Origin of the sequence: Nitrosococcus halophilus Nc 4 (assembly GCF_000024725.1) — a bacterium.
Classification (GTDB): domain Bacteria; phylum Pseudomonadota; class Gammaproteobacteria; order Nitrosococcales; family Nitrosococcaceae; genus Nitrosococcus; species Nitrosococcus halophilus.
In genome coordinates this window covers 2898166-2916283 of the sequence record NC_013960.1, presented here as the reverse complement: position 1 = coordinate 2916283, position 18118 = coordinate 2898166, and the positions used below count along the sequence as shown (strand labels likewise).

The following is an 18118-nucleotide window of genomic DNA, read 5'->3' as shown; positions in this document are numbered from 1 at the left end:
ATCATGGAACCTAACCACCCCCAGCAACAACCCACGGTTTTTGTGCTCTTTGGCGCTGGAGGGGATCTCTCCTGGCGTCTCATCCTGCCGGCGCTGTTTAACCTCTACTTGGATAAATACCTTCCGGAGCAGTGGCTCCTGATAGGTGTCGACCGCCAAGACTATGATCAGCATTCCTTGGCTCAACACTACCGGGAAGGCATCCAGCAATACTCCCGCCGTGGCATTCCTGATGACAAGACCTGGCAATCCTTCAGTCAAGCGCTCCGCTATCAGCAAGCCGATATCACCGATCCGACCAGTTATACCCAGCTCGCAAAAGCACTCGTGGAACAGGATAAAACCTGGCATGGAAAGGCTGAACGAGTATTTTATCTAGCCACGCCGCCTTTCCTGTTCGCCGATATTGCCAAAGGGTTAGGTGAAGCCAACTTGGCCAAAGCGCGGCAACGGGCAAGGATCGTGGTGGAAAAACCGCTAGGTCACGACTTGGAATCCTTTCGTGGGATCAATCAGGCCTTAAACCATTATTTCCAGGAGTCACAAATCTATCGTATCGATCATTTCCTCGGCAAAGAAACCGTGCAGAACATTCTCGCCCTGCGCTTTGCTAATCCCATTTTCGAGCCTATCTGGAACCGCCGCTATATTGATCATATCGCCATTACCGTGGCCGAAACCTTGGGCGTGGAGCACCGGGCCAACTACTATGAAGGTGCCGGCGCCCTGCGGGATATGGTCCAAAATCACCTCCTCCAATTGTTATGTTTAGTCGCCATGGAACCCCCAGTCGTCTTTGATGCCCACGATTTGCGGGATCGCCGGATGGATGTCATGCACGCCATAAGGCCCATATCGGCAGAAGAAGTGCAACGCTATGCTGCTCGGGGTCAATATGGAGCAGGCTGGATGAATGGGACTCAGGTGCCCGCCTATCGAGAAGAAAAAGGGGTCGCCCCTGATTCCAATACCGAAACCTATTGCGCCTTGGAATTCCACGTGGACAATTGGCGCTGGCAAGGGGTGCCCTTTTATCTGCGTACGGGCAAGCGCCTGCCGGTGGAGGCTTCGGAGATCTCCATTCGCTTCCAGGACATTCCCCACCAGGCCTTCCCCACCTCAGCGGGACTCAATGCTCAACCCGCCCAATTGGTTATTCGGCTACAACCGGAGGAAGGGATTGTGCTCAAATTTATGGCCAAACAGCCCGGCCCCCATCTGGTCCTGCGTCCGGTGGAGATGCGCTTTAGCTATCAGGAAGCTTTCCAGGCCACTTCCCCTACCGCCTATGAAACCTTGCTCTGGGATATCATGAAAGGGGACGCCACCCTCTTCACCCGCGCCGATCAGGTAGAAGCAGCTTGGCGCCTGCTGATGCCCATCCTCGAAGTATGGGAGGCCAACCCGGCCACGGATTTTCCCAACTACCGCGCCGGAACCTGGGGGCCGGAAGCGGCCGAGGTTTTAATCGCCCACAGTGGCAGGAGCTGGCTGGCCCCCACTCTACCTGAGCCTAAAGGGGGCGCGCCAGGGAAAAGCACGCATCACCCCCGTTCCGCTTGAGCAATGGCCCAAGCGGCGTTAATGAGGCCAATATGACTAAAAGCCTGGGGAAAATTGCCGAGCAATTCCCCACTCTGAGGGTCCACTTCTTCCGCGAGCAGGCCCAGGTCGTTGGTAAAGGCAATGGCCCGGGAAAAAATCTTTTTGGCCCGGTCCACTTGTCCCGCCAATGCCACTGCGTGGGCCAACCAGAAAGTACACAACAGAAAGGCCCCCTCTTCTCCTTCCAACCCATCTTCGTTCCGGTACCGGTACACCAGACCCTGCCCATCAGTCAAATGGGCTTCGAGAGTATCGATGGTGCTCAGCATTCGGGGATCATCCGCCGGCAGGAAGCCCACAATGGGCATCATCAAACTGGCGGCGTCGAGAACATCGCTGCCAAAGGCTTGGGTAAAGGCCCGCCTTTGCCCATTCCATCCCTGGGTGAGAATGGCCTGGCGAATACTTGCCCGCATCTCTTGCCAATATTCCACCCGGTGGGAAGTTTGCAAGAGATCCGCCAAGGCAATGGCCCGGTCCAGGGCGACCCAACACATGAGCTTGGAGTAAAGAAAATGCTGGGGCGGGCCGCGCACTTCCCAAATTCCCTGATCGGGCTCCCGCCAACGGCGGGCGGCCGTGTCCGCCACCTGGGCCAGAAATTGGCGGGTCTCCTCGAGGTGGGGAAAATAGTCCCGCAGCCGATGGGCCGCATTCAACAGCTCTCCATAAACATCCAACTGGCGCTGGTCCCAGGCGCCGTTGCCTATCCGCACCGGCTGGCTCCTCCGCCATCCCGACAGATGGGAGAGCTCCCGCTCGCTGAGATCATGCTCCCCCCCCACCCCAAACATGATCTGCATATCCACCCCCCGCTGAACTTGGGTCAGGGCCGAGGCCGCCATAAAATCAAAAAATTTATAGGACTCATCGGGACAGGCGGCGATCCAAAGGGCATCGAGGGTCAGGCTGGCATCCCGCACCCAGCTATAACGGTAGTCCCAGTTCCGGGTTCCCCCCACCACTTCCGGCAAGGAGGTGGTAGGGGCGGCGATAATCGCCCCGGTGGGATAATAGGTTAACGCCTGAAGCACCCGGCCGCTGTGCTGAACCAAGGCTTTCCACGGCCCCTGATAATTTTGGTGCAGTTTCGACCAACTCCGCCAAGCCCGGACGGTCTGCTCCAGCTGGTGGGTGATGCGATGGGGCACCCAGGGCGTGGGCGGGGGCTCCGAGCTGGAGCGGTACTGCAAGGAAAACTCCAGGGCCTGACCCGCATCGAGCCGAAATCGTCCCCGGGCCGTGGAACCGCTAATTTTCAAGGGTACCGTGGAGGACAGCAGCAATACCACCGCCCCCCCACGGGCCAGCACCCCCCCCTCCACCTGCCGCAGTTGGGGCAGCACCAAGCCATACTCCGGGCGGGGGGCATATTCGATTTCAAATTCCACCTTTCCATGGGTGCAACGCACCCGCCGAAGCAGTCCATGGGGAACCTCAGCCCCTAGATGGTGGCCGTCTAGATTGGGTCCCACGGCCAGGGTATCCAGCAGCACCGCCGTGCCGGTGGGGGTCCGAAAAGTGGTTCGAAGAACCAGGCTGCCTTCCAAATACCGCCGGGTGATCATCGCCTCCGAGGTAGGCCGGAGAGACCAGTGGCCGCCGGTGTCATCCAGCAAGCGGGTGAAGACGGAGGGGGAGTCAAAGCGAGGAAAGCAGAGCCAATCCACCGAACCCCCCCGGCTAATCAACCCACTGGAGTGGCAATCGGAAATCAAAGCATAGTCAGCGATGGGTAATTGGCTCATGGCAGAACTCCCTACCGCTTGCCCGGGCGTTTTTTTCAAGAAGAGCGCTTGGGCTTTTTCTTCCCCGGCGTATGGAAGATACGCATGCTATAAGGGGCGACCCGAATCCGCTGATGTCCCGCCAGGGAATCGGCTTGATGGAGAGGCGTGATTTCCTGGATGGCGTCGATGTCCACGCCCATCGCCTCCCCCAAGCGGTCCAGTCCAAAATCATGGCTGTGTTCCGTATCCGTGTTAATCAGCCCCACGGCGCTTTCCCCAGTGTGCTCCGATTGGCGCAGCAGCCCCACTAGGGGGTGGCCGGACGAAGTAAAACGCCTTTGGGGGCCTTCTTCGTTCAACACCGGCGTATTGGCCTTCATGGCATTGGCCGCGGTGACAAAAGAGGCCAGATCGAACAGGGGCTCCTCCCAGTCTTCCGGCCGGGTCTCCACCACATGCAATTTGCGCTGGAAACCGTACTCATAGCCGATGGGCAACATCACCCCCGCCGAAAAGAAGGCGGCAAACAGATACCAAGTGCGGGACCGCCGCTCCTCACCGCCCCACTCCGCCGCCAAGCGCTCCGTATCATGGCTTTCCGGAAAAGCAATGGAGGGGGCAATGTGGCGAAACTGCTCGTACTGCTCCAGCAACCAATCGGCGTGAAAATCCCACCACTTGGCGCTATTGAAAAAGTAATCAAAACCCGCGGAATGGAGCTGCTCGATTTGATGGAGGGGCGCGCCCAAGGTTTCGGCGAAAAAATGGACCTTTGGATTGAGTTCCTGGGCGGTCTCAATCAATTCCGCCCACACGTCCCCCGGAACCTTATAGGCGGCATCGCAACGAAAGCCATGGAACCCCAGTTGAGTATAATGGCGGACCAACTTTTTCCAATAGGCCAAGAGGCTTTTCCGGGCCGGCCGTTGCCGGTAGTCAATCTCGGCCAGATCCCCCCACACCGTGACGTTTTGAGGATCATCCGGGTCCACCACAAAGGGGGAACGGACCGAACCGTCTTCCCCGTGGAGATACCATTCCGGATGCTGGGAGACCAAGGGCGAGTCTTTAGCGGTATGATTGATGACCAAATCCATCATCACCCCCAACCCTTGCTTCTCGGCCTGGCGAACAAACTTTTTCAGCAACTGCTCCGGCGGTTCCTGATGATCCCCCTGAAACAAGGGATGCAATTGATAGTAATCCTTGATGGCGTACAGGCTTCCCGAAAAACCGGGGGCATGGAAAGGATTTAGAAAGACCCAATTAAACTTCATGGCGGCAATCTCGGGAAGACGCTGCCCCCAATCAGGCACCGAACCCACCAGCAAGGGGAAAAGATTATAGATGCGCGGACCTTGATGCGCGCCCTCCCTGGCGCGACCCTTGGGGGCATCCTCCGGATGTCCCGATTCGCTCCCGGCGAATCGGTGAGGTATTTTTTTTTCCACGGCTCACCTCGTTAGTTGCTCGTTCTGCTCAAGGGCTTCCAGAAAGTCTTCCACACCGCCGGCAAAGAGGTAAATTCCCTCCGGAAAAGCCCCCCTGCCCAAGCGCTGGAGGGCCAGTTTCTCCGGCAGAGGGTAAATGCGAATATCATCCTTGCGGGGATGAATCCGGTGGGCCAATCGGGCCGCCAAGAGGCTGATCTCCCGGCGATTCAGCTTAGCCACGAAAACCGAGTACTGCACCGGCGCGGCCCGGCCTTTGAGATAGCGATGAATCCGGCCGAGCCGCCTCGGACAAGCGATATCATAGCAAATCAAATGCAAACGTCTGGCATTGTCCGGCATTAGCTCCGCTCCACTAACCAGCCATGCAAGCTATCTAAAAGACAGCGAATTTGCCCTTCTATCTGGGGACTATGGCGCTCATAGGCCCTAATCAAAGGATAGCGCAAGCGGGGCCACATGCTCGGAGTAAGGAGCCCGTAGCGGTGGTGATAATGCTGCAAAAAGTGAAGTTTTTCCAGCTCCACCGCCCATAACGCCAGCTGAGTCATATCAGGAACAAGCTTCAACCCCTTGTGGTTGAAAAAGGCAAGGTGGCGAGCCAAACCCCGGCGCTCAATCTGTTCCGCCACCTGGGCGCTGACCAATCCCCCCAGCATCCGCTCCACCTTGAGCACCAGGGGCTTTCGAGCATACTGAAGCGCCAAGGTGGTCACGGCCCGGCGCAGGGATTGAACCCGAGGATTGACCTGACCTAGCGGCAATGTGACCTGCAAATTCAGAATGACTCCCTGCTCCGCCGCTTGCCGCCATATCTGATAAGCAGATTCCCACCCAGGCTGGCTGACCAACTCCCGTAACCGCTCCCCCAATCCCAACTCCCGGACCCGAGCGCCAAAACACTGCCCCCGCAAGCGCCCTCCTCGGTGGAGAAAAGTCAAGGTAACGCCCCCATCCAGGCAAGCTAACAAGGCCTCTATCTCCCATTTGCCGGCTCCCGTATCCACCACCCGCGCCAACCGGCTGAGAGGATACCAACGATCCGCCGAACCCTCTCGCTGAAGGCGCAAGGCCGGCCCATCCAAAGTCACCGCGTAGGGCTCTGAAATATCCAAGTAGAGAGTCTTCATGACCGGGGCTCCTTTACTGCCGGCAAAATCTCCTGGGGACTGAGCGCCAAGACCCGGCGAGCCATGATTCTGGACTGTTGCCGCAGCCAGCGCCGCCAGGCGGGAGCGGTGGCTTCGTAGTCCCGGTAGAAACGCTGCCGCCCGGCCTTGCCCAGCAGGCAGGCCGAATCCTCTTGCCGAAAGTTATCCGCCCGCAGAGTCCGCTGACGGAACAACCGCCACACCCAATTATCAATCCGGGGACGCAGGGGCTCTATCAGATCGCAGGCCAGGGACTCGCGGCCATAGGCCGGCTGGTGAAAAAATCCCAGGAAGGGATCCAGCCCCGCCCCCTGACAAGCCTGCACCCCCTCAAAATGGACCAGGGTATAGGCCAGGGAAAGACAAGCATTGACCGGATCCGTGGGCGGCCGCCGGGTCCGCTTGCTAAAGGTCAGCTCCAGCGGAAACAAAGCACCATAGCCGCGAAAATAAGCCGCCGCTGCCGCCCCTTCGTAACCATTCAGCACCTCCAGGTTCTCGGCATCTTTGACCTTATCCCGGATCGATTCGATACTCCTCAGGGCGCCGGTCAAGACCCGGCGCTGATCGGGCCGGCCGGCCAAAGCCTGCTCCAGACCCCGATGCTGAGCCGTCAACTTGGCGGCGATGAGACGCCAGGACCAGGCCAGGCGTTGGCGCGGATCAAAAAACAGCCGGTATTGCCCTAAACGCCGGGCCACATCGGCGTGGGGCCGGCCCAAAAGACAGGCGGTGCGGCGGCCATGGCGGCCGCTCAGCATCAGCACGCCCACCCCCTGTTCCGCCAGAACCCCCAACAAACCGCTGCTCAGAGTCACATCACCCCGGATCACCACCCGGCTGATACCCGTCAACGGAATTCCGCTACCCGCGATCCCTGCCGGGTAAAGCATCATCCTACCCCCGTCCCGGACCAGTTCCAGGCCCTTGCGATCAAGATATAAGGTTGTCATCTCCATTGTCTCTCCCTATGCAGTATCCAAACCAAAACGCTAAGTTTTCTATCCCGCCTTGTTTTCACCCCCACCCTAACCCTCCCCCATCAAGGGGGAGGGAATGCTATAGCGTTTCCTCACTCAGGCGATTTCCGAAACAGAGTTCTCCTTCTTATCCACTTCCCTTAGAGGGAAGATGCCAATGCTGTTCCTGTGCTAGCGCCGCTATTTCTTATCCCCCTCCCCTGGAGGGAGGGGGAAATTAAATTCCCACTGCGTCGGATATTCGCGCCCTATTTATTTGGGGAAACGCTATACCTTCTCAACCCACATAAAAAAATGCCGGGTCCACGGGCTTTACCGCGATACCCAAGGTTCTAACCCGACTGCGAGGGTCGAGACGCAATAGCAAAAACCGGTCCTCTTCGGCATCAATGATTCCTTCCATCTCACGCAACAGCTTCCGTCGCTCGGTTTTCGTGAGGTAACACTCAAAGACAGATTTTTGCCCACCCGTAGCGTACTTTTTCAAACAATACAAAGCCTGGCGCAGACGAGTCGCGCTGGCAATGTCATAAGCAGCAAGATAAAGCTGTCGAGATGCCATTGTTTTCTCCACATTCCATCATGGCGGCCATTGAAACATAACCACCCAGAAAAGTCTGGCATGACAAGCTTGCGGGATAGGGTGAGGAAAGTTGCGGCTAAAAAATTTTTGGTGCAGTAGAAAATAGATCAATAACGAGGCGATAAATAGGCCTCAATCCCTTCTTTATCAGGTCTACGTTTCAAACGGAGGGTCATAATGATTCCATCAGTAAAAATAGGTCTTAATCCCTTCTTTATCAGGTCTACGTTTCAAACCTTCCGTATGCTACTTCATTCCGTCGATCCTCCTCGTCTTAATCCCTTCTTTATCAGGTCTACGTTTCAAACTATAAAGGAATCGAACTGCTAGCCGGTCGGCGTCTTAATCCCTTCTTTATCAGGTCTACGTTTCAAACATATCAGCGTTTCAGAGATAGCTTTATTGCTCGGGGTCTTAATCCCTTCTTTATCAGGTCTACGTTTCAAACGGCCAATTTTAGCGATGATGACTACCTAACACTGTCTTAATCCCTTCTTTATCAGGTCTACGTTTCAACCGACATTCCGCACCCCTATAGTGGATTTTCAAGAATAAAGGGTTTCATAAGGGGGACCTAAGATCGCCAAGAGGCCTCGGTGGTGGTCGTGGAGATTGAGGACGTAGGTCTGGCTCTGTTGCACAATTAATACATGGATGCCGACAAAGCACTGAAAGACCCAACGGGCAGTAGGTTTGGAAGTGGGTTGACCTTTTTGGTCGGGGAAAGTCTGTTGATGTTGGGTGAGGGCCTGGCGCATCCGATACTCCAGGGCGGCGTAGACGAGCAGAGACAAGGTCATGACCATCATCAGGGCCATAATACGCTGAGGGGATTTGAGAAACAGCGAAGAGGCGAGAAACAAGGGGTCCTTCATAAAGCGAAAGCCACGCTCTACTTGGCTCTGTTGCTTGTAAGCGGTCAGCAGTTCAGCCGGTGGGAGTTGGTGGGCATCGAGTTCGTTGGTGGCCACAATAAAGCGACTTTTGCGGGTGAGCAGCGCTTCGCGGGTCTGGGGAGCTGAGGCCAGTGCTCCGCGCAGGCGAAAGCGGACCGTGGTGGGAGGTTGTCCGGTCGCCGGTCGTCCTGGCTTGTCATAAGCGGGAAGCGCTTCAACGGCGCCTTCCTCTACGGTGGTGAACTTGAGGGTGGCTTGAAACTGTTCGAGCGCCTGTTGGGCATCGCTGGAGCAGGCAAACGTTTGTTGGCAAAGGCGCTGGAAATCCTGGGCTTCTTTGCCGCTTTCTTTCAACACCTGGCGGTTAACGGTCTTCAGTGCCCGCTGGCGGGCCGGCGTGGATTCGACCAGCAACCAACGCTGTTCGATGTCGGCGTAGGTGGAGACCCGTTCTTGGTAGCGATAATCCTCATCCAGGACGTTCATGGGCTCTGAGGGGGTGGAGGTCAGCACCCTCTGTGCTTCTTTCAAGGTGGCGGGCACCCGGGTGATCCACTTGCGCTCACCCAGACTTTGGAGCGTGGCTTGGGTGTACAAGGCACTATCGGCGACCAGGTATTCAAGGGGGCTGGCCTGGCAAAGTTGCTCTAGGTGGGCTTCGACCACTTGCTTAAACTGGGCCTTATCTTCGCTGTTGCCATTGAGCGGCTGCATGAAAAGGGGTAATCCTGCCTGGTGTTCGGTCATCAAGTTCAGCACCACTTGATTAAGGTCGGGGCGGTGATCACGGCTGTAGCCCCGGGTAATATGAATGACCCTGGCTTGCGGTTCCTCGGCGCTGTTATAGTCTCCATCGACATGAAAACTCGTGCTATCCAGCTGCCCAAAGCGGCCCTCTAATCCTAGCCGCTTTGCCGCCTGAGCACTCAGTACCGCATACAGAGCGGTCACATCATGGGCATACAATGTGTCCAAGGCACGTCCCAGGGTGTCGTCATTTAAATGGGCCGGTTCCACCCCCGGACCCATCAGTCGCTCGGTAGGCTTGTTCTCAAAAAAACGCGGCACCAGATAAAGCCGTTGATTAACAAACCCTAGCCCATTGAGCACCAGGGCTTTCACCGCTTGACCTACCGAGACTTTTCGCTGCTCTCGATCCTGCGGGATCTGTTCATCCAAACCCTCGCCCAGACCCAATTCATCAAACATTGAGGCCACTAACCCTAAATGGTCTAAAGTCTGGCTCTGGTATGCTTCGGCCATGCCCCCTTCCTCCCTTGGCTCAGCTAAAATAGAAAAGCTAATTTGGAGGCTAAAAATCCTTTTGTCTACTCATCAGGGTGCGGAAACACGGTTTCAAACTAAAAGATAAATATAAAGATACAAAGATTGATGGTCTTAATCCCTTCTTTATCAGGTCTACGTTTCAAACAGAAGGATAGGAAGGAAAAGATCATCAATACTGAGTCTTAATCCCTTCTTTATCAGGTCTACGTTTCAAACGAAAGCTTTAACAGACTTTTCCAATATCCCTAAGTCTTAATCCCTTCTTTATCAGGTCTACGTTTCAAACAGAAGGATAGGAAGGAAAAGATCATCAATACTGAGTCTTAATCCCTTCTTTATCAGGTCTACGTTTCAAACTCGCCACAGGCATTAAACGTATCACCGTGGATGGTCTTAATCCCTTCTTTATCAGGTCTACGTTTCAAACGCTGATATAGAATTCAATGGGGTATATTTAGATGTCTTAATCCCTTCTTTATCAGGTCTACGTTTCAAACCAACTCACAGAAGAAGACAACTCCGAACTCGAGTCTTAATCCCTTCTTTATCAGGTCTACGTTTCAAACCCTCAACACCATCAACATAGGAGACATATCATGACGTCTTAATCCCTTCTTTATCAGGTCTACGTTTCAAACACCCTATTCGATATACTAGATAGCCGGTTCGACAGTCTTAATCCCTTCTTTATCAGGTCTACGTTTCAAACAGACGGTGAGCGAGATATTCCATAACCAGGTACGTGTCTTAATCCCTTCTTTATCAGGTCTACGTTTCAAACCGAAATTCGTGCTAACGTAATGTTGGCCGTGCGTCTTAATCCCTTCTTTATCAGGTCTACGTTTCAAACTCCTCGCTGTTATTCCTCCTTTTGTTTCAAAAAGTTGCAGAGGGGGTTCCCAATTTTTTCGATAGCTCAAAAGCTGACTCTCCATAATCTTCTCTTTAATTCTATTTCCAAGCACTTATTAACAAACAAAAATGGCAATGAACCCACACTGGGGTTCCCCCTATTACAAGCTACTACTGCACCCAAGCCTCAATTTTTTTGCCCAGCCCAGAGGTCTCGGCGCCGCTACAGACCTGAATGTTCAAATCCCTGGCCCTTTGTCGGTCCACGGGAGGCAAAACTTGATAGGTCACCAACATTGCCCGCCCCTGCAACCCTCCGAGGAGATCCTTGAGGGCATCGAGCTTGTAGAGGGCAGCGGCACCTCTGCTGCCCGGCCCAGGGGCGCTATTATCAAAACGCTGGGTTTTGCATTCGATGATATATAGACGGTTATCGGCCAGGAAAGCCACATCTAGCTCGTTTCTCACTAACTCCCTACCCACTCGGCGGGAAACTTGAAGGTGGCGGCCAAAATCCTGAATAGAACGTCCTTTGGATTGCATCCGAGCCCGCAAACCAAAGATCACCCCATACACATGATCCTCAAACCAACCCCCATTGACATAAGCGCGGGCTTCCTCATCAGGAAAGCGTAGCCCATCGCCCTCCCATGCCAGCAGCCCTTCCTCTTCGAAGCGGCCGATGAGATCCAAAAGTAGGGGATTTCTCCGCTGCGCCGGGTTTAACGGCGGCGATACCAACCCCTTCTGGGCTTGGGCGGCCGCCCAATTGAGGGTGGTTAGGGCGGGAGCCAGGCATTTGACATCGTTGACCAAGCGGTTAGTCAGTTCGCGCCGCGCTGGGGATACCCCCTGGTTGCCGCCCTGTTTCTCCAAACGAGCCCCATGGGCCTGCAAAAAAGCCGGCAACTTTACCCGGTCACCCAAATCATGGGATTCCCCATGAGGATAAAGCCAGACCACCCGGTCCTTCTCCGGGTGCACATAAAAGATAGGCCGTTCCAACGCGCGGAAGGCTTCGTAGGCGGCAATGCTCATGGGTTTGGTGCCGCCGGTGGCGTTGAGGGCGACCGCCTCCCCCTCCCTTCCGGCGAGGAAATCCAGCACCCGATCCCGCACATGCTCAATGTCCCATGCATTCTCAATGGGCCAGCGAGAAACCTTCAGACCATAGGCGGAGAGCACCTCCGTCAAGGCGTCCGCTTGCCGGATCATATCCGGGCTGACCAGCAACGCCACTTCCCGTGGCCGGAAATCCGGGTCCAAGGCCGGAGTAATATTGGGCGTTGCCTGCCGGGAAACGAGCGCCAGATGAATTTCATGGACCATGGAGAATTACTCCGGTTGAGAGATTTGGCGCAGAGTCGCGGTGCGCATATCCGGCACCTTGAGATGCTTATCGAAATCCGTGGCCACATATAAACTGGCAACACCGGCCTCTTCCGCTGCCATAAAAGCCCCTAAACTCATGGGGAGCTTGCCGCCGGTCAGATCCACGGCGATCTCGCGGCAACCGGCCCGGCGGAGTTCGCTCAATAGCAGGGCCACCTGGGAGCGGCTGGCCGCCGGGTCGTTGGGATCGGCCACTTGCAGAGGGCCATGGACCTCGATGCCGCGACGGCGGGCGACTGCGGCCACCGCCTCGGCGGCGGCCAGGGAAGCTTGGGTGGCCACCAACCCCATATAGGCCGGTTGGATCTGGGCCATCACCCACCGGGGAACGCTCTCGTTGCTCACGGTAAACACCACCCCCTCCCATTGGACGGTGCTTTCGCTAACGCCGCCAACCCTAGGAAAACGATTTCGCGTGAGCCACGCGCGGAGATCCTCGCGGCGGATAAACCCCACCACGGCGCCCCCCAAGGCAAATAGGAACGCGAGATTGCTGAGCAAAATGCCCATTTGATCGAGCAGCAGCCAAATTCCGTCATTCCAGCCGAAAAGATTCTCGTTCATAATGCATAAATTTTCTGCTGGTGCGCATCGCGATGCTCTGCGCACCCTACCAAGAAACCACTGCCAACCCCCCTCCCTCGTAGGGTGGCGTTGAGCGCAGCGAAACCCACCGTCACTCTAGCTCCAAACCTTGAAGGGAATGGGGCATAGACTCTCCCCAATCCGGCGAATACACTCCCCACTGCACAAAACGTCTAAAGCTACTATAGGGCCATTCCCTAGGCGCCACCGCGTAACCATGCTTAACCGGGTTATAATGAATGTAATCCAAATGCCGGCGGTAATCTTCCTCATCACGGAGAATATGTTCCCAAAAGCGGCGCTGCCATACCCTCTTCTCGCGACGGCGACGCCGGGAAGAGGAACATGACGAGAGGCCCTCAAACTGAAGCGAGAAACGATATTTGATCCGGCGCCAACGCTCCGAATAATCGCTGTCTCCCGGCGGCAACCTCCACACCGCGTGAAAATGATCGGGCAATACCACAATAGCCTCCATCACGAACGGCAGTTGAGCCTTGACATGGCGAAACGCCTGCTTCAATTGGAGCACAGTGTCCTCATCAGCAAATAATGGACGGCGTTCATAGGTCACCACAGTAAAAAAATAGGCGCCGCCTTCTATATATAACCGTCGGTAATTAGGCATCGCTGGGGATTATCCCTTGCCGATAGTTCTTTTAGCGGTGCGCATCGCGATGCTTCCCTACCTGTAGGGCAGCAAAACCCACCATCCTCTTTATCATTTTGATGGTGCGCATCGCTATGCTCTGCGCACCCTACGAAAAAACCGCCGCCGAATCCTTTTCCCCTCAAACCATACCCTCCCGCCAAAAGGGGCGGGTGGGCAACTGGAGCGGGGACAACCTTACCCCCGCTTCCTCGGCTTTGGCCCGGAGCAGGGGCAAAAAGGCAGTACTCATCCACCCAGCCAATGATTCCCAATCCCCCTGGCTCACGGCCCTATAGCCATGGGCCAGAATGGATTGATTGCGAATCTGGATATGATCCTGCAACACTTCCCGTTGCGCCTGGGCAAATTCCCGCGCCTCCCCGCCAAGATAATGGGCCACCAGATCCCAGGCCGCCAACAAAGCCGCCTGCCACTTTCCCTTCCGGTTGCGGATGATGCTCACGCCCTCAACAAGCTGTTCTTCCCGGATATCCGAGGTATCCAAATCGCAACCCGTCCGCAGCAGCCATTGGGCGGTCCATTCCAACAGCCGGTAAGCACGGGCGACGGCGTCGTCGTAACGGCCCTGGGCCGCCCGCCGTTCGGCGTTGAGCCACAAATCCAGAAGTTGAGCGGGTTCCCGGCGCGGGTCCGTTTCCTCCAGGGTCAACAAATCGAGAAATTTAAGCTGTAAACCAGCCACCGGCCCAATCCGCGCCCGGTAAAGAGACAGGTATCGCCGCGCAGTCCCATGATCGAAGCGATCCCAGGCGTCATAACCCAGGCTGAGATCCTGGGCGATTTGGAGTTCCGCCCGCCATTGCCGATCCCGCGGCATGGGCAATGCGTTCAAACCTTGAGCCGCTTCCCCATAACCAAAACGCCGCCAAGCGGCCAAATGGGTTGCGATGGCCCGCTGCAAGCGGAGATTTTCCACACTAGCCGCCGCACTCCGTTGGGTTCCGTCCCGAACCTTAAGCAAATCGGCTCGGGCGCCGGTGACCAGCCGCAACTCGGTCTCCTCCCCCTCCAGGGCCGCCATGACCAGGGCCGCGGTCATGGTCTTGGTGCCGCCGGTGTAATCCGCCATCAAGCGGGCTCCAGGAAAACGCTCCCGCAGCTCGGCCAACTTCCGTAAAATTACCTCTACCCCCTCTTCCAGATCATCCGCCGGAACGATACAAAGCTCATACTGATCGGCTTGGAGACCCGCTTGAGTAGGGATATTAGGCAAGGTAGGGGAGCGGTCGTTGGGATTGGCTTTGATGATATTACCCTGCCCTACAATCTGCACCTCCGATCCGGGTTTTTCCGTGGCCAGATCTCTGCCCGTGCAGATAAAGCAAACAAAGTCGGGGCGGGCTTCTTGGATAGTAGTGACAATGGGTTGATGGGAGCCGCCCACGGTGCAGATTAAAATGGTGGTCATATTAATTATCGTTATCTTTATTTTTTTGTGAAAAACTCCGCCTTGCTATTTCCAACCCAAGCCGGCAAATGACAGTTTGAGATCGGGAAAAGCCTGGGGCGAAACTACCCCTTCTCGGTAAAAATCAATATGCTGGTACTCACCTGCTTTCGGGCCATAATAGACTTCCAAGCGTTGTTGCTGGAGATCCATCAACCAGGCTTCGGGTATATCATGGCGGGCGTAGAGGGGCACCTTGACCTCTCGATCATAACGCGCGGACGTGTCTGAGATTTCGACGATAAGGAGAATATCTTCCCTGCTCGGATGACATCCCGCGTAAAAGTCCTCCCTCCTCCGCAACAGGGCAAGATCAGGTTGCGGTTCCGAGAGATCCCCTAGCACCACGGGATCTTGAACGGAAACAATAGCCCGTCCCCGCAAAGCAGATACCCACCCTTCGTTGATCCTTTTCACCATGGAGGCATGTTCGCTTCCAATGGGCGCCCTATCGAAGATCTCCCCTTCAATTAATTCCACTCGCGCCTCGGGCGAAAAAATACCGGCTTCTCCCATTTTGCGATAAGCCTCGACAGTGATGAGGTGCTTTGCAGGTAATGAGTTCGCGGCTCGACCCGCCTGGGATGCAACAGTAGGCATGAGACTTGTCCTTTCAATCACCCTTTCTCGCATAATATTAACAATAGCCAGCCAAAGGGCAGCCGCTCGCCCTGGTCATTGTATTCGCAGAGAGTTCGGGTGCTGCCCATGTCAGTAATGCGCTTATGGCGAGGATTCTTAGCCTGGGGCCGATGACCGTTCCGCAAATCATCCACGGACAGGGACTCAAAATGGCTGAAGCGGCCCACTCGCAGCAACAGCCGATCCTTCCACGGTGGGTGAGCTAAAATTCTGCGGCCATCGGCATCCTGCCAAGCAATCCCCCCTTTGACCTTCTGATAGATTTCACTGCCCTTGGGATAGAACTTATTCAGCTCGGCGTTTAACCGGCCCCAGTAAAACTGATTACAAGCTTGTTGAATCAGGGGCCAATCCAAGGAACGGCCTAGCAGTTTTTTGATGTAACCATGCTCTGCTTGGATCTCATCAAAATGGATCGTAAGATTAAAATGAAAATCAGAGTCATCCTGGCGGCAATGCAAGCGTTCAAAGTGCATTTGCATTCCCTTCCTGGCGTCGCCCTTATCCCCCTTTTTCCATTGAACGGCCCGATCCACCTGAGTACAATCCAAAGGTAATGGCGCATCCGGTATTTTCAGCAACCGCAACGGATCTTTTTCCGTGGCCGAGAACCGCCGATTTAAAGCCTGTTCTTCCAAAACGCGCGCCTGCTCCTTCAATGGCTTTTCTTTCACAACGGAATGAATTTCATCACGATTCCCTCGAGGAAAATGGTTAGTAAAGTAGTTAATCACGGCAGTACGAATGGCCCCCTTAAGGGAGGAACCGGGTAAATAAGGGCGGCTATCTCCGGGATTCCGCACAAAAGGATGCACTTCGCAGTTCCGCTCCGGGCGCTGCAAAATATTATTCAATTCATGGTAGCTTTTTGCACCCACCCCACAAGAAGAAAGGCTGTGGCGTGCGGGATCGCAGGCATGGCGAATTACTGCCTGGGCTTTGGTGAACTGATTGTTATCCAACAGCCGCTGTAAATCCCGCTTCTGCGGAGGAGACATATTCTGCAACACCGCCGCTGTGGAAAACCGCACGAGTCGGTTGCCGTCCAACACATACTCCTCAGGCGCAATTTTTTCCCCGGTTCCGATGTGAATAGGTGTTAAAGGTTGGGCACGAAAGGTAAAAGTGGCCATCAATGAACCTCCGTTTCCGTGTAAGGCAAGCACAAATGCCAGGCATGGTGTCCTATCTCCGGATGGTCGGGATGCACATCACTCAGCCATTCTCCAAAAGGCTCCTCACCAGCAGGCTCGAAGGTCGCTCCTGGCTTGAGCAACAGTAAAGGACGTTTAAAAGGGCTACGCACCCCGCCCGCGAAAAGCCCTCCGAGCTTGCCGTAGTGCACGTGCAACTTATAGCGGGGTGCCCTCATGTTGGAGGTGAGACTGCCATGGGAGAGGCTGAGAAGGCGGTTGCCGGTATATTGGAACAAGGTCGAATCGGCAGTGTCGATTGCCTCGACCGAGAATCTTCCCCGGCCCAGACTCGCATCCCGCCCAAACCCCTGCTCGCCTATCGTCGCAAACAAATGGCGCAACTGTTCCGTGGAAGCATCCGGCGCTTGGAGATAGACATCCAACTTTTCTGCTCCTTTCCCATGCCACCGTTCTTCCATGAAATAGAGTCCGCCGGTCTCGGGAGTAGTCCCCGTCAGTCGGTGGATGGTGTTATGAGGTTGATGGTAGCTAACCACTTTACCGTTGGCAGCAGTTTGCTCGTCAGCGTCAGCCAGGCGCCAGTTTAAAGCCTCTCCGCTCAACCCCTCTCGCAGAGCGAGAAAATCCCGCACCGATATCCAGGACTGCTTTTTTTGTTTTTTTGCTTTCTGCAACCGCTCGGTGAATGCCGCTTTATCTTCTTCCGGGGCTTGCCGGGGCAGCCGCTCCGGCGCCAACAGGGGGCGTGGCAAACACCCAGCAGGGAAGGCATCGGAGATAAGCCAGGGGGATTCTGGCAATGCTTTGAGCCAACGGATCAGGGAATCCTCCCCCTTCATAAGGCGATGCGCCCAACAAAGATGGCCAAATAAAGTCCCCGAATGCAAGGGGGTGGCAATAGGTCCCTGTAAGTGCAGGTGGAGACACCAGACCGTCACGCCGCCACTCCTGTCACAATCTTTATCGGCTTTTCTTTATCAAAATGTTCAATGGCATCAAAAGAGTCCTGAATATCCCGTTTATCCAGCTTCAAATCGCAAAAACATATCCGCCCATAACCACGGGAGCCTGAGCCGCCAAGGGCGTCCTGCTCCAATAGTTTCATCGCTTCCAGCAATCGGTTAAGACACAGGAGATCTGTTGCACCCTCATCTTCTCCAATGGAAAACACCTTGAAGATAAGCTCCATTTGGAATTGCGCTCCCGCAGGCACCCGCTCGGTTTGCCGTAAGCCTCCATTTCGGGCTTTTCCCTGGATCCGGTCAATAGTAACTTCAGCTTTTTCCTCAAGAGATAATGTTTCGAATGGCGCTCGAGCTAGCCAATCAGGATTTAGAAAGGCATCCCGCACCATGAGCCGGGTCGGCCCTCCTTGCCATTTTTTATGGCTGGTGCCGAAGATTCGAAGCACCGGATCGGTGTCCTCATAATTTTTTTCCCCATCACTCCCCCAAACCTTGCCGTCTTCCTCGATCTTGCCCAAAGACCATTCCAGCAAGGAACGCAACTTGCCCTTGAGGCTGGAACCCGGAATATAAGGCTCCCCCGTCAAAGGGTGTTTGATTACTGGATTATCGATCCCGCCAATTTCTATGGCGTCATTGCCAGCGCCAATATGCAGCCCCGAAAGAATGTCGATGACTCCAGTAATATGGCGGGTGGTTAGGTATTTTATGTCCTTTCTCAT

At 55.3% G+C, this 18118-nt stretch carries 16 protein-coding genes and 2 CRISPR repeat arrays; of the genes, 1 reads left to right on the top strand and 15 read right to left on the bottom strand.

The features are described from left to right. Positions 1-3: 3 nt before the first annotated feature. Entirely contained in the window at positions 4-1563 is a 1560-nt protein-coding gene (gene zwf, locus NHAL_RS13805) for a glucose-6-phosphate dehydrogenase (protein WP_013033767.1), read from the top strand. On the opposite strand, the gene NHAL_RS13800 is transcribed toward zwf, so the two are convergent. The 15 genes from NHAL_RS13800 to csm3 form a co-directional block, all read right to left on the bottom strand. After that, the gene (locus NHAL_RS13800; protein WP_013033766.1) at positions 1545-3353 is read right to left on the bottom strand and encodes a glycoside hydrolase family 15 protein; all 1809 of its coding nucleotides are present in this window, start codon (positions 3351-3353) and stop codon (positions 1545-1547) included. The two genes, zwf and NHAL_RS13800, sit on opposite strands and share 19 nt — an antisense overlap. A 35-nt stretch (positions 3354-3388) precedes the next feature. Beyond that, the gene (locus tag NHAL_RS13795) at positions 3389-4786 is read right to left on the bottom strand and encodes an alpha-amylase family glycosyl hydrolase (protein ID WP_013033765.1); all 1398 of its coding nucleotides are present in this window, start codon (positions 4784-4786) and stop codon (positions 3389-3391) included. Between the two features lie 3 nt (positions 4787-4789). Beyond that, positions 4790-5128, bottom strand: coding sequence for a CRISPR-associated endonuclease Cas2 (gene cas2, locus NHAL_RS13790; RefSeq protein ID WP_013033764.1), 339 nt, complete (start codon positions 5126-5128; stop codon positions 4790-4792). After that, a complete protein-coding gene (locus NHAL_RS13785; RefSeq protein WP_013033763.1) occupies positions 5128-5916 on the bottom strand; it encodes a hypothetical protein in 789 nt (262 codons plus the stop codon). Before NHAL_RS13785 ends, cas2 (NHAL_RS13790) begins: the two co-directional genes overlap by 1 nt. After that, positions 5913-6896, bottom strand: a complete 984-nt coding sequence (gene cas1 / locus NHAL_RS13780) for a CRISPR-associated endonuclease Cas1 (protein ID WP_013033762.1) — start codon at positions 6894-6896, stop codon at positions 5913-5915. The genes NHAL_RS13785 and cas1 overlap by 4 nt, the downstream gene beginning before the upstream one ends. A 298-nt stretch (positions 6897-7194) precedes the next feature. After that, positions 7195-7479 (bottom strand): CRISPR-associated endonuclease Cas2, encoded by a 285-nt coding sequence (gene cas2 / locus NHAL_RS13775; protein WP_013033761.1) that lies wholly within the window; start codon positions 7477-7479, stop codon positions 7195-7197. A 150-nt stretch (positions 7480-7629) separates the two neighbouring features. Further along, a CRISPR array of direct repeats spans positions 7630-8018; the repeat unit is 37 nt; unit sequence GTCTTAATCCCTTCTTTATCAGGTCTACGTTTCAAAC. A 27-nt stretch (positions 8019-8045) separates the two neighbouring features. Beyond that, complete coding sequence (locus NHAL_RS13770) at positions 8046-9659, bottom strand: IS1634 family transposase (protein ID WP_013032190.1); 1614 nt, start codon at positions 9657-9659, stop codon at positions 8046-8048. 132 nt (positions 9660-9791) lie between these two features. Continuing rightward, positions 9792-10533: a CRISPR direct-repeat array (repeat unit 37 nt; unit sequence GTCTTAATCCCTTCTTTATCAGGTCTACGTTTCAAAC). Positions 10534-10706: 173 nt separating this feature from the next. Then, positions 10707-11864, bottom strand: a complete 1158-nt coding sequence (locus NHAL_RS13765) for a Card1-like endonuclease domain-containing protein (protein WP_013033760.1) — start codon at positions 11862-11864, stop codon at positions 10707-10709. A gap of 6 nt (positions 11865-11870) precedes the next feature. After that, complete coding sequence (locus NHAL_RS13760) at positions 11871-12491, bottom strand: hypothetical protein (RefSeq protein WP_013033759.1); 621 nt, start codon at positions 12489-12491, stop codon at positions 11871-11873. A gap of 112 nt (positions 12492-12603) precedes the next feature. Further along, a complete protein-coding gene (locus NHAL_RS13755; RefSeq protein WP_013033757.1) occupies positions 12604-13140 on the bottom strand; it encodes an REP-associated tyrosine transposase in 537 nt (178 codons plus the stop codon). Positions 13141-13303: 163 nt separating this feature from the next. Next, entirely contained in the window at positions 13304-14593 is a 1290-nt protein-coding gene (locus tag NHAL_RS13750) for a TIGR02710 family CRISPR-associated CARF protein (RefSeq protein WP_013033756.1), read from the bottom strand. A 45-nt stretch (positions 14594-14638) separates the two neighbouring features. Further along, entirely contained in the window at positions 14639-15232 is a 594-nt protein-coding gene (locus NHAL_RS13745) for a Uma2 family endonuclease (RefSeq protein WP_013033755.1), read from the bottom strand. Between the two features lie 17 nt (positions 15233-15249). After that, positions 15250-16407: a type III-A CRISPR-associated RAMP protein Csm5 gene (gene csm5 / locus NHAL_RS13740; RefSeq protein ID WP_013033754.1), complete on the bottom strand. Its 1158-nt coding sequence runs from the start codon at positions 16405-16407 to the stop codon at positions 15250-15252. Beyond that, positions 16407-17369, bottom strand: a complete 963-nt coding sequence (csm4, locus tag NHAL_RS13735) for a type III-A CRISPR-associated RAMP protein Csm4 (protein ID WP_013033753.1) — start codon at positions 17367-17369, stop codon at positions 16407-16409. Before csm4 ends, csm5 begins: the two co-directional genes overlap by 1 nt. After that, positions 17366-18118: a type III-A CRISPR-associated RAMP protein Csm3 gene (gene csm3 / locus NHAL_RS13730; protein ID WP_013033752.1), complete on the bottom strand. Its 753-nt coding sequence runs from the start codon at positions 18116-18118 to the stop codon at positions 17366-17368. The genes csm4 and csm3 overlap by 4 nt, the downstream gene beginning before the upstream one ends.

Excerpts from the sequence above, each read along its gene's own strand:
- zwf (WP_013033767.1), top strand. The coding sequence starts at position 4 with ATGGAACCTAACCACCCCCAGCAACAACCCACGGTTTTTGTGCTCTTT.
- NHAL_RS13800 (WP_013033766.1), bottom strand. The coding sequence starts at position 3,353 with ATGAGCCAATTACCCATCGCTGACTATGCTTTGATTTCCGATTGCCAC.
- cas2 (WP_013033764.1), bottom strand. The coding sequence starts at position 5,128 with ATGCCGGACAATGCCAGACGTTTGCATTTGATTTGCTATGATATCGCT.
- NHAL_RS13785 (WP_013033763.1), bottom strand. The coding sequence starts at position 5,916 with ATGAAGACTCTCTACTTGGATATTTCAGAGCCCTACGCGGTGACTTTG.
- cas1 (WP_013033762.1), bottom strand. The coding sequence starts at position 6,896 with ATGGAGATGACAACCTTATATCTTGATCGCAAGGGCCTGGAACTGGTC.
- cas2 (WP_013033761.1), bottom strand. The coding sequence starts at position 7,479 with ATGGCATCTCGACAGCTTTATCTTGCTGCTTATGACATTGCCAGCGCG.
- NHAL_RS13770 (WP_013032190.1), bottom strand. The coding sequence starts at position 9,659 with ATGGCCGAAGCATACCAGAGCCAGACTTTAGACCATTTAGGGTTAGTG.
- NHAL_RS13765 (WP_013033760.1), bottom strand. The coding sequence starts at position 11,864 with ATGGTCCATGAAATTCATCTGGCGCTCGTTTCCCGGCAGGCAACGCCC.
- NHAL_RS13760 (WP_013033759.1), bottom strand. The coding sequence starts at position 12,491 with ATGAACGAGAATCTTTTCGGCTGGAATGACGGAATTTGGCTGCTGCTC.
- NHAL_RS13755 (WP_013033757.1), bottom strand. The coding sequence starts at position 13,140 with ATGCCTAATTACCGACGGTTATATATAGAAGGCGGCGCCTATTTTTTT.
- NHAL_RS13750 (WP_013033756.1), bottom strand. The coding sequence starts at position 14,593 with ATGACCACCATTTTAATCTGCACCGTGGGCGGCTCCCATCAACCCATT.
- NHAL_RS13745 (WP_013033755.1), bottom strand. The coding sequence starts at position 15,232 with ATGCCTACTGTTGCATCCCAGGCGGGTCGAGCCGCGAACTCATTACCT.
- csm5 (WP_013033754.1), bottom strand. The coding sequence starts at position 16,407 with ATGGCCACTTTTACCTTTCGTGCCCAACCTTTAACACCTATTCACATC.
- csm3 (WP_013033752.1), bottom strand. The coding sequence starts at position 18,118 with ATGAGAAAGGACATAAAATACCTAACCACCCGCCATATTACTGGAGTC.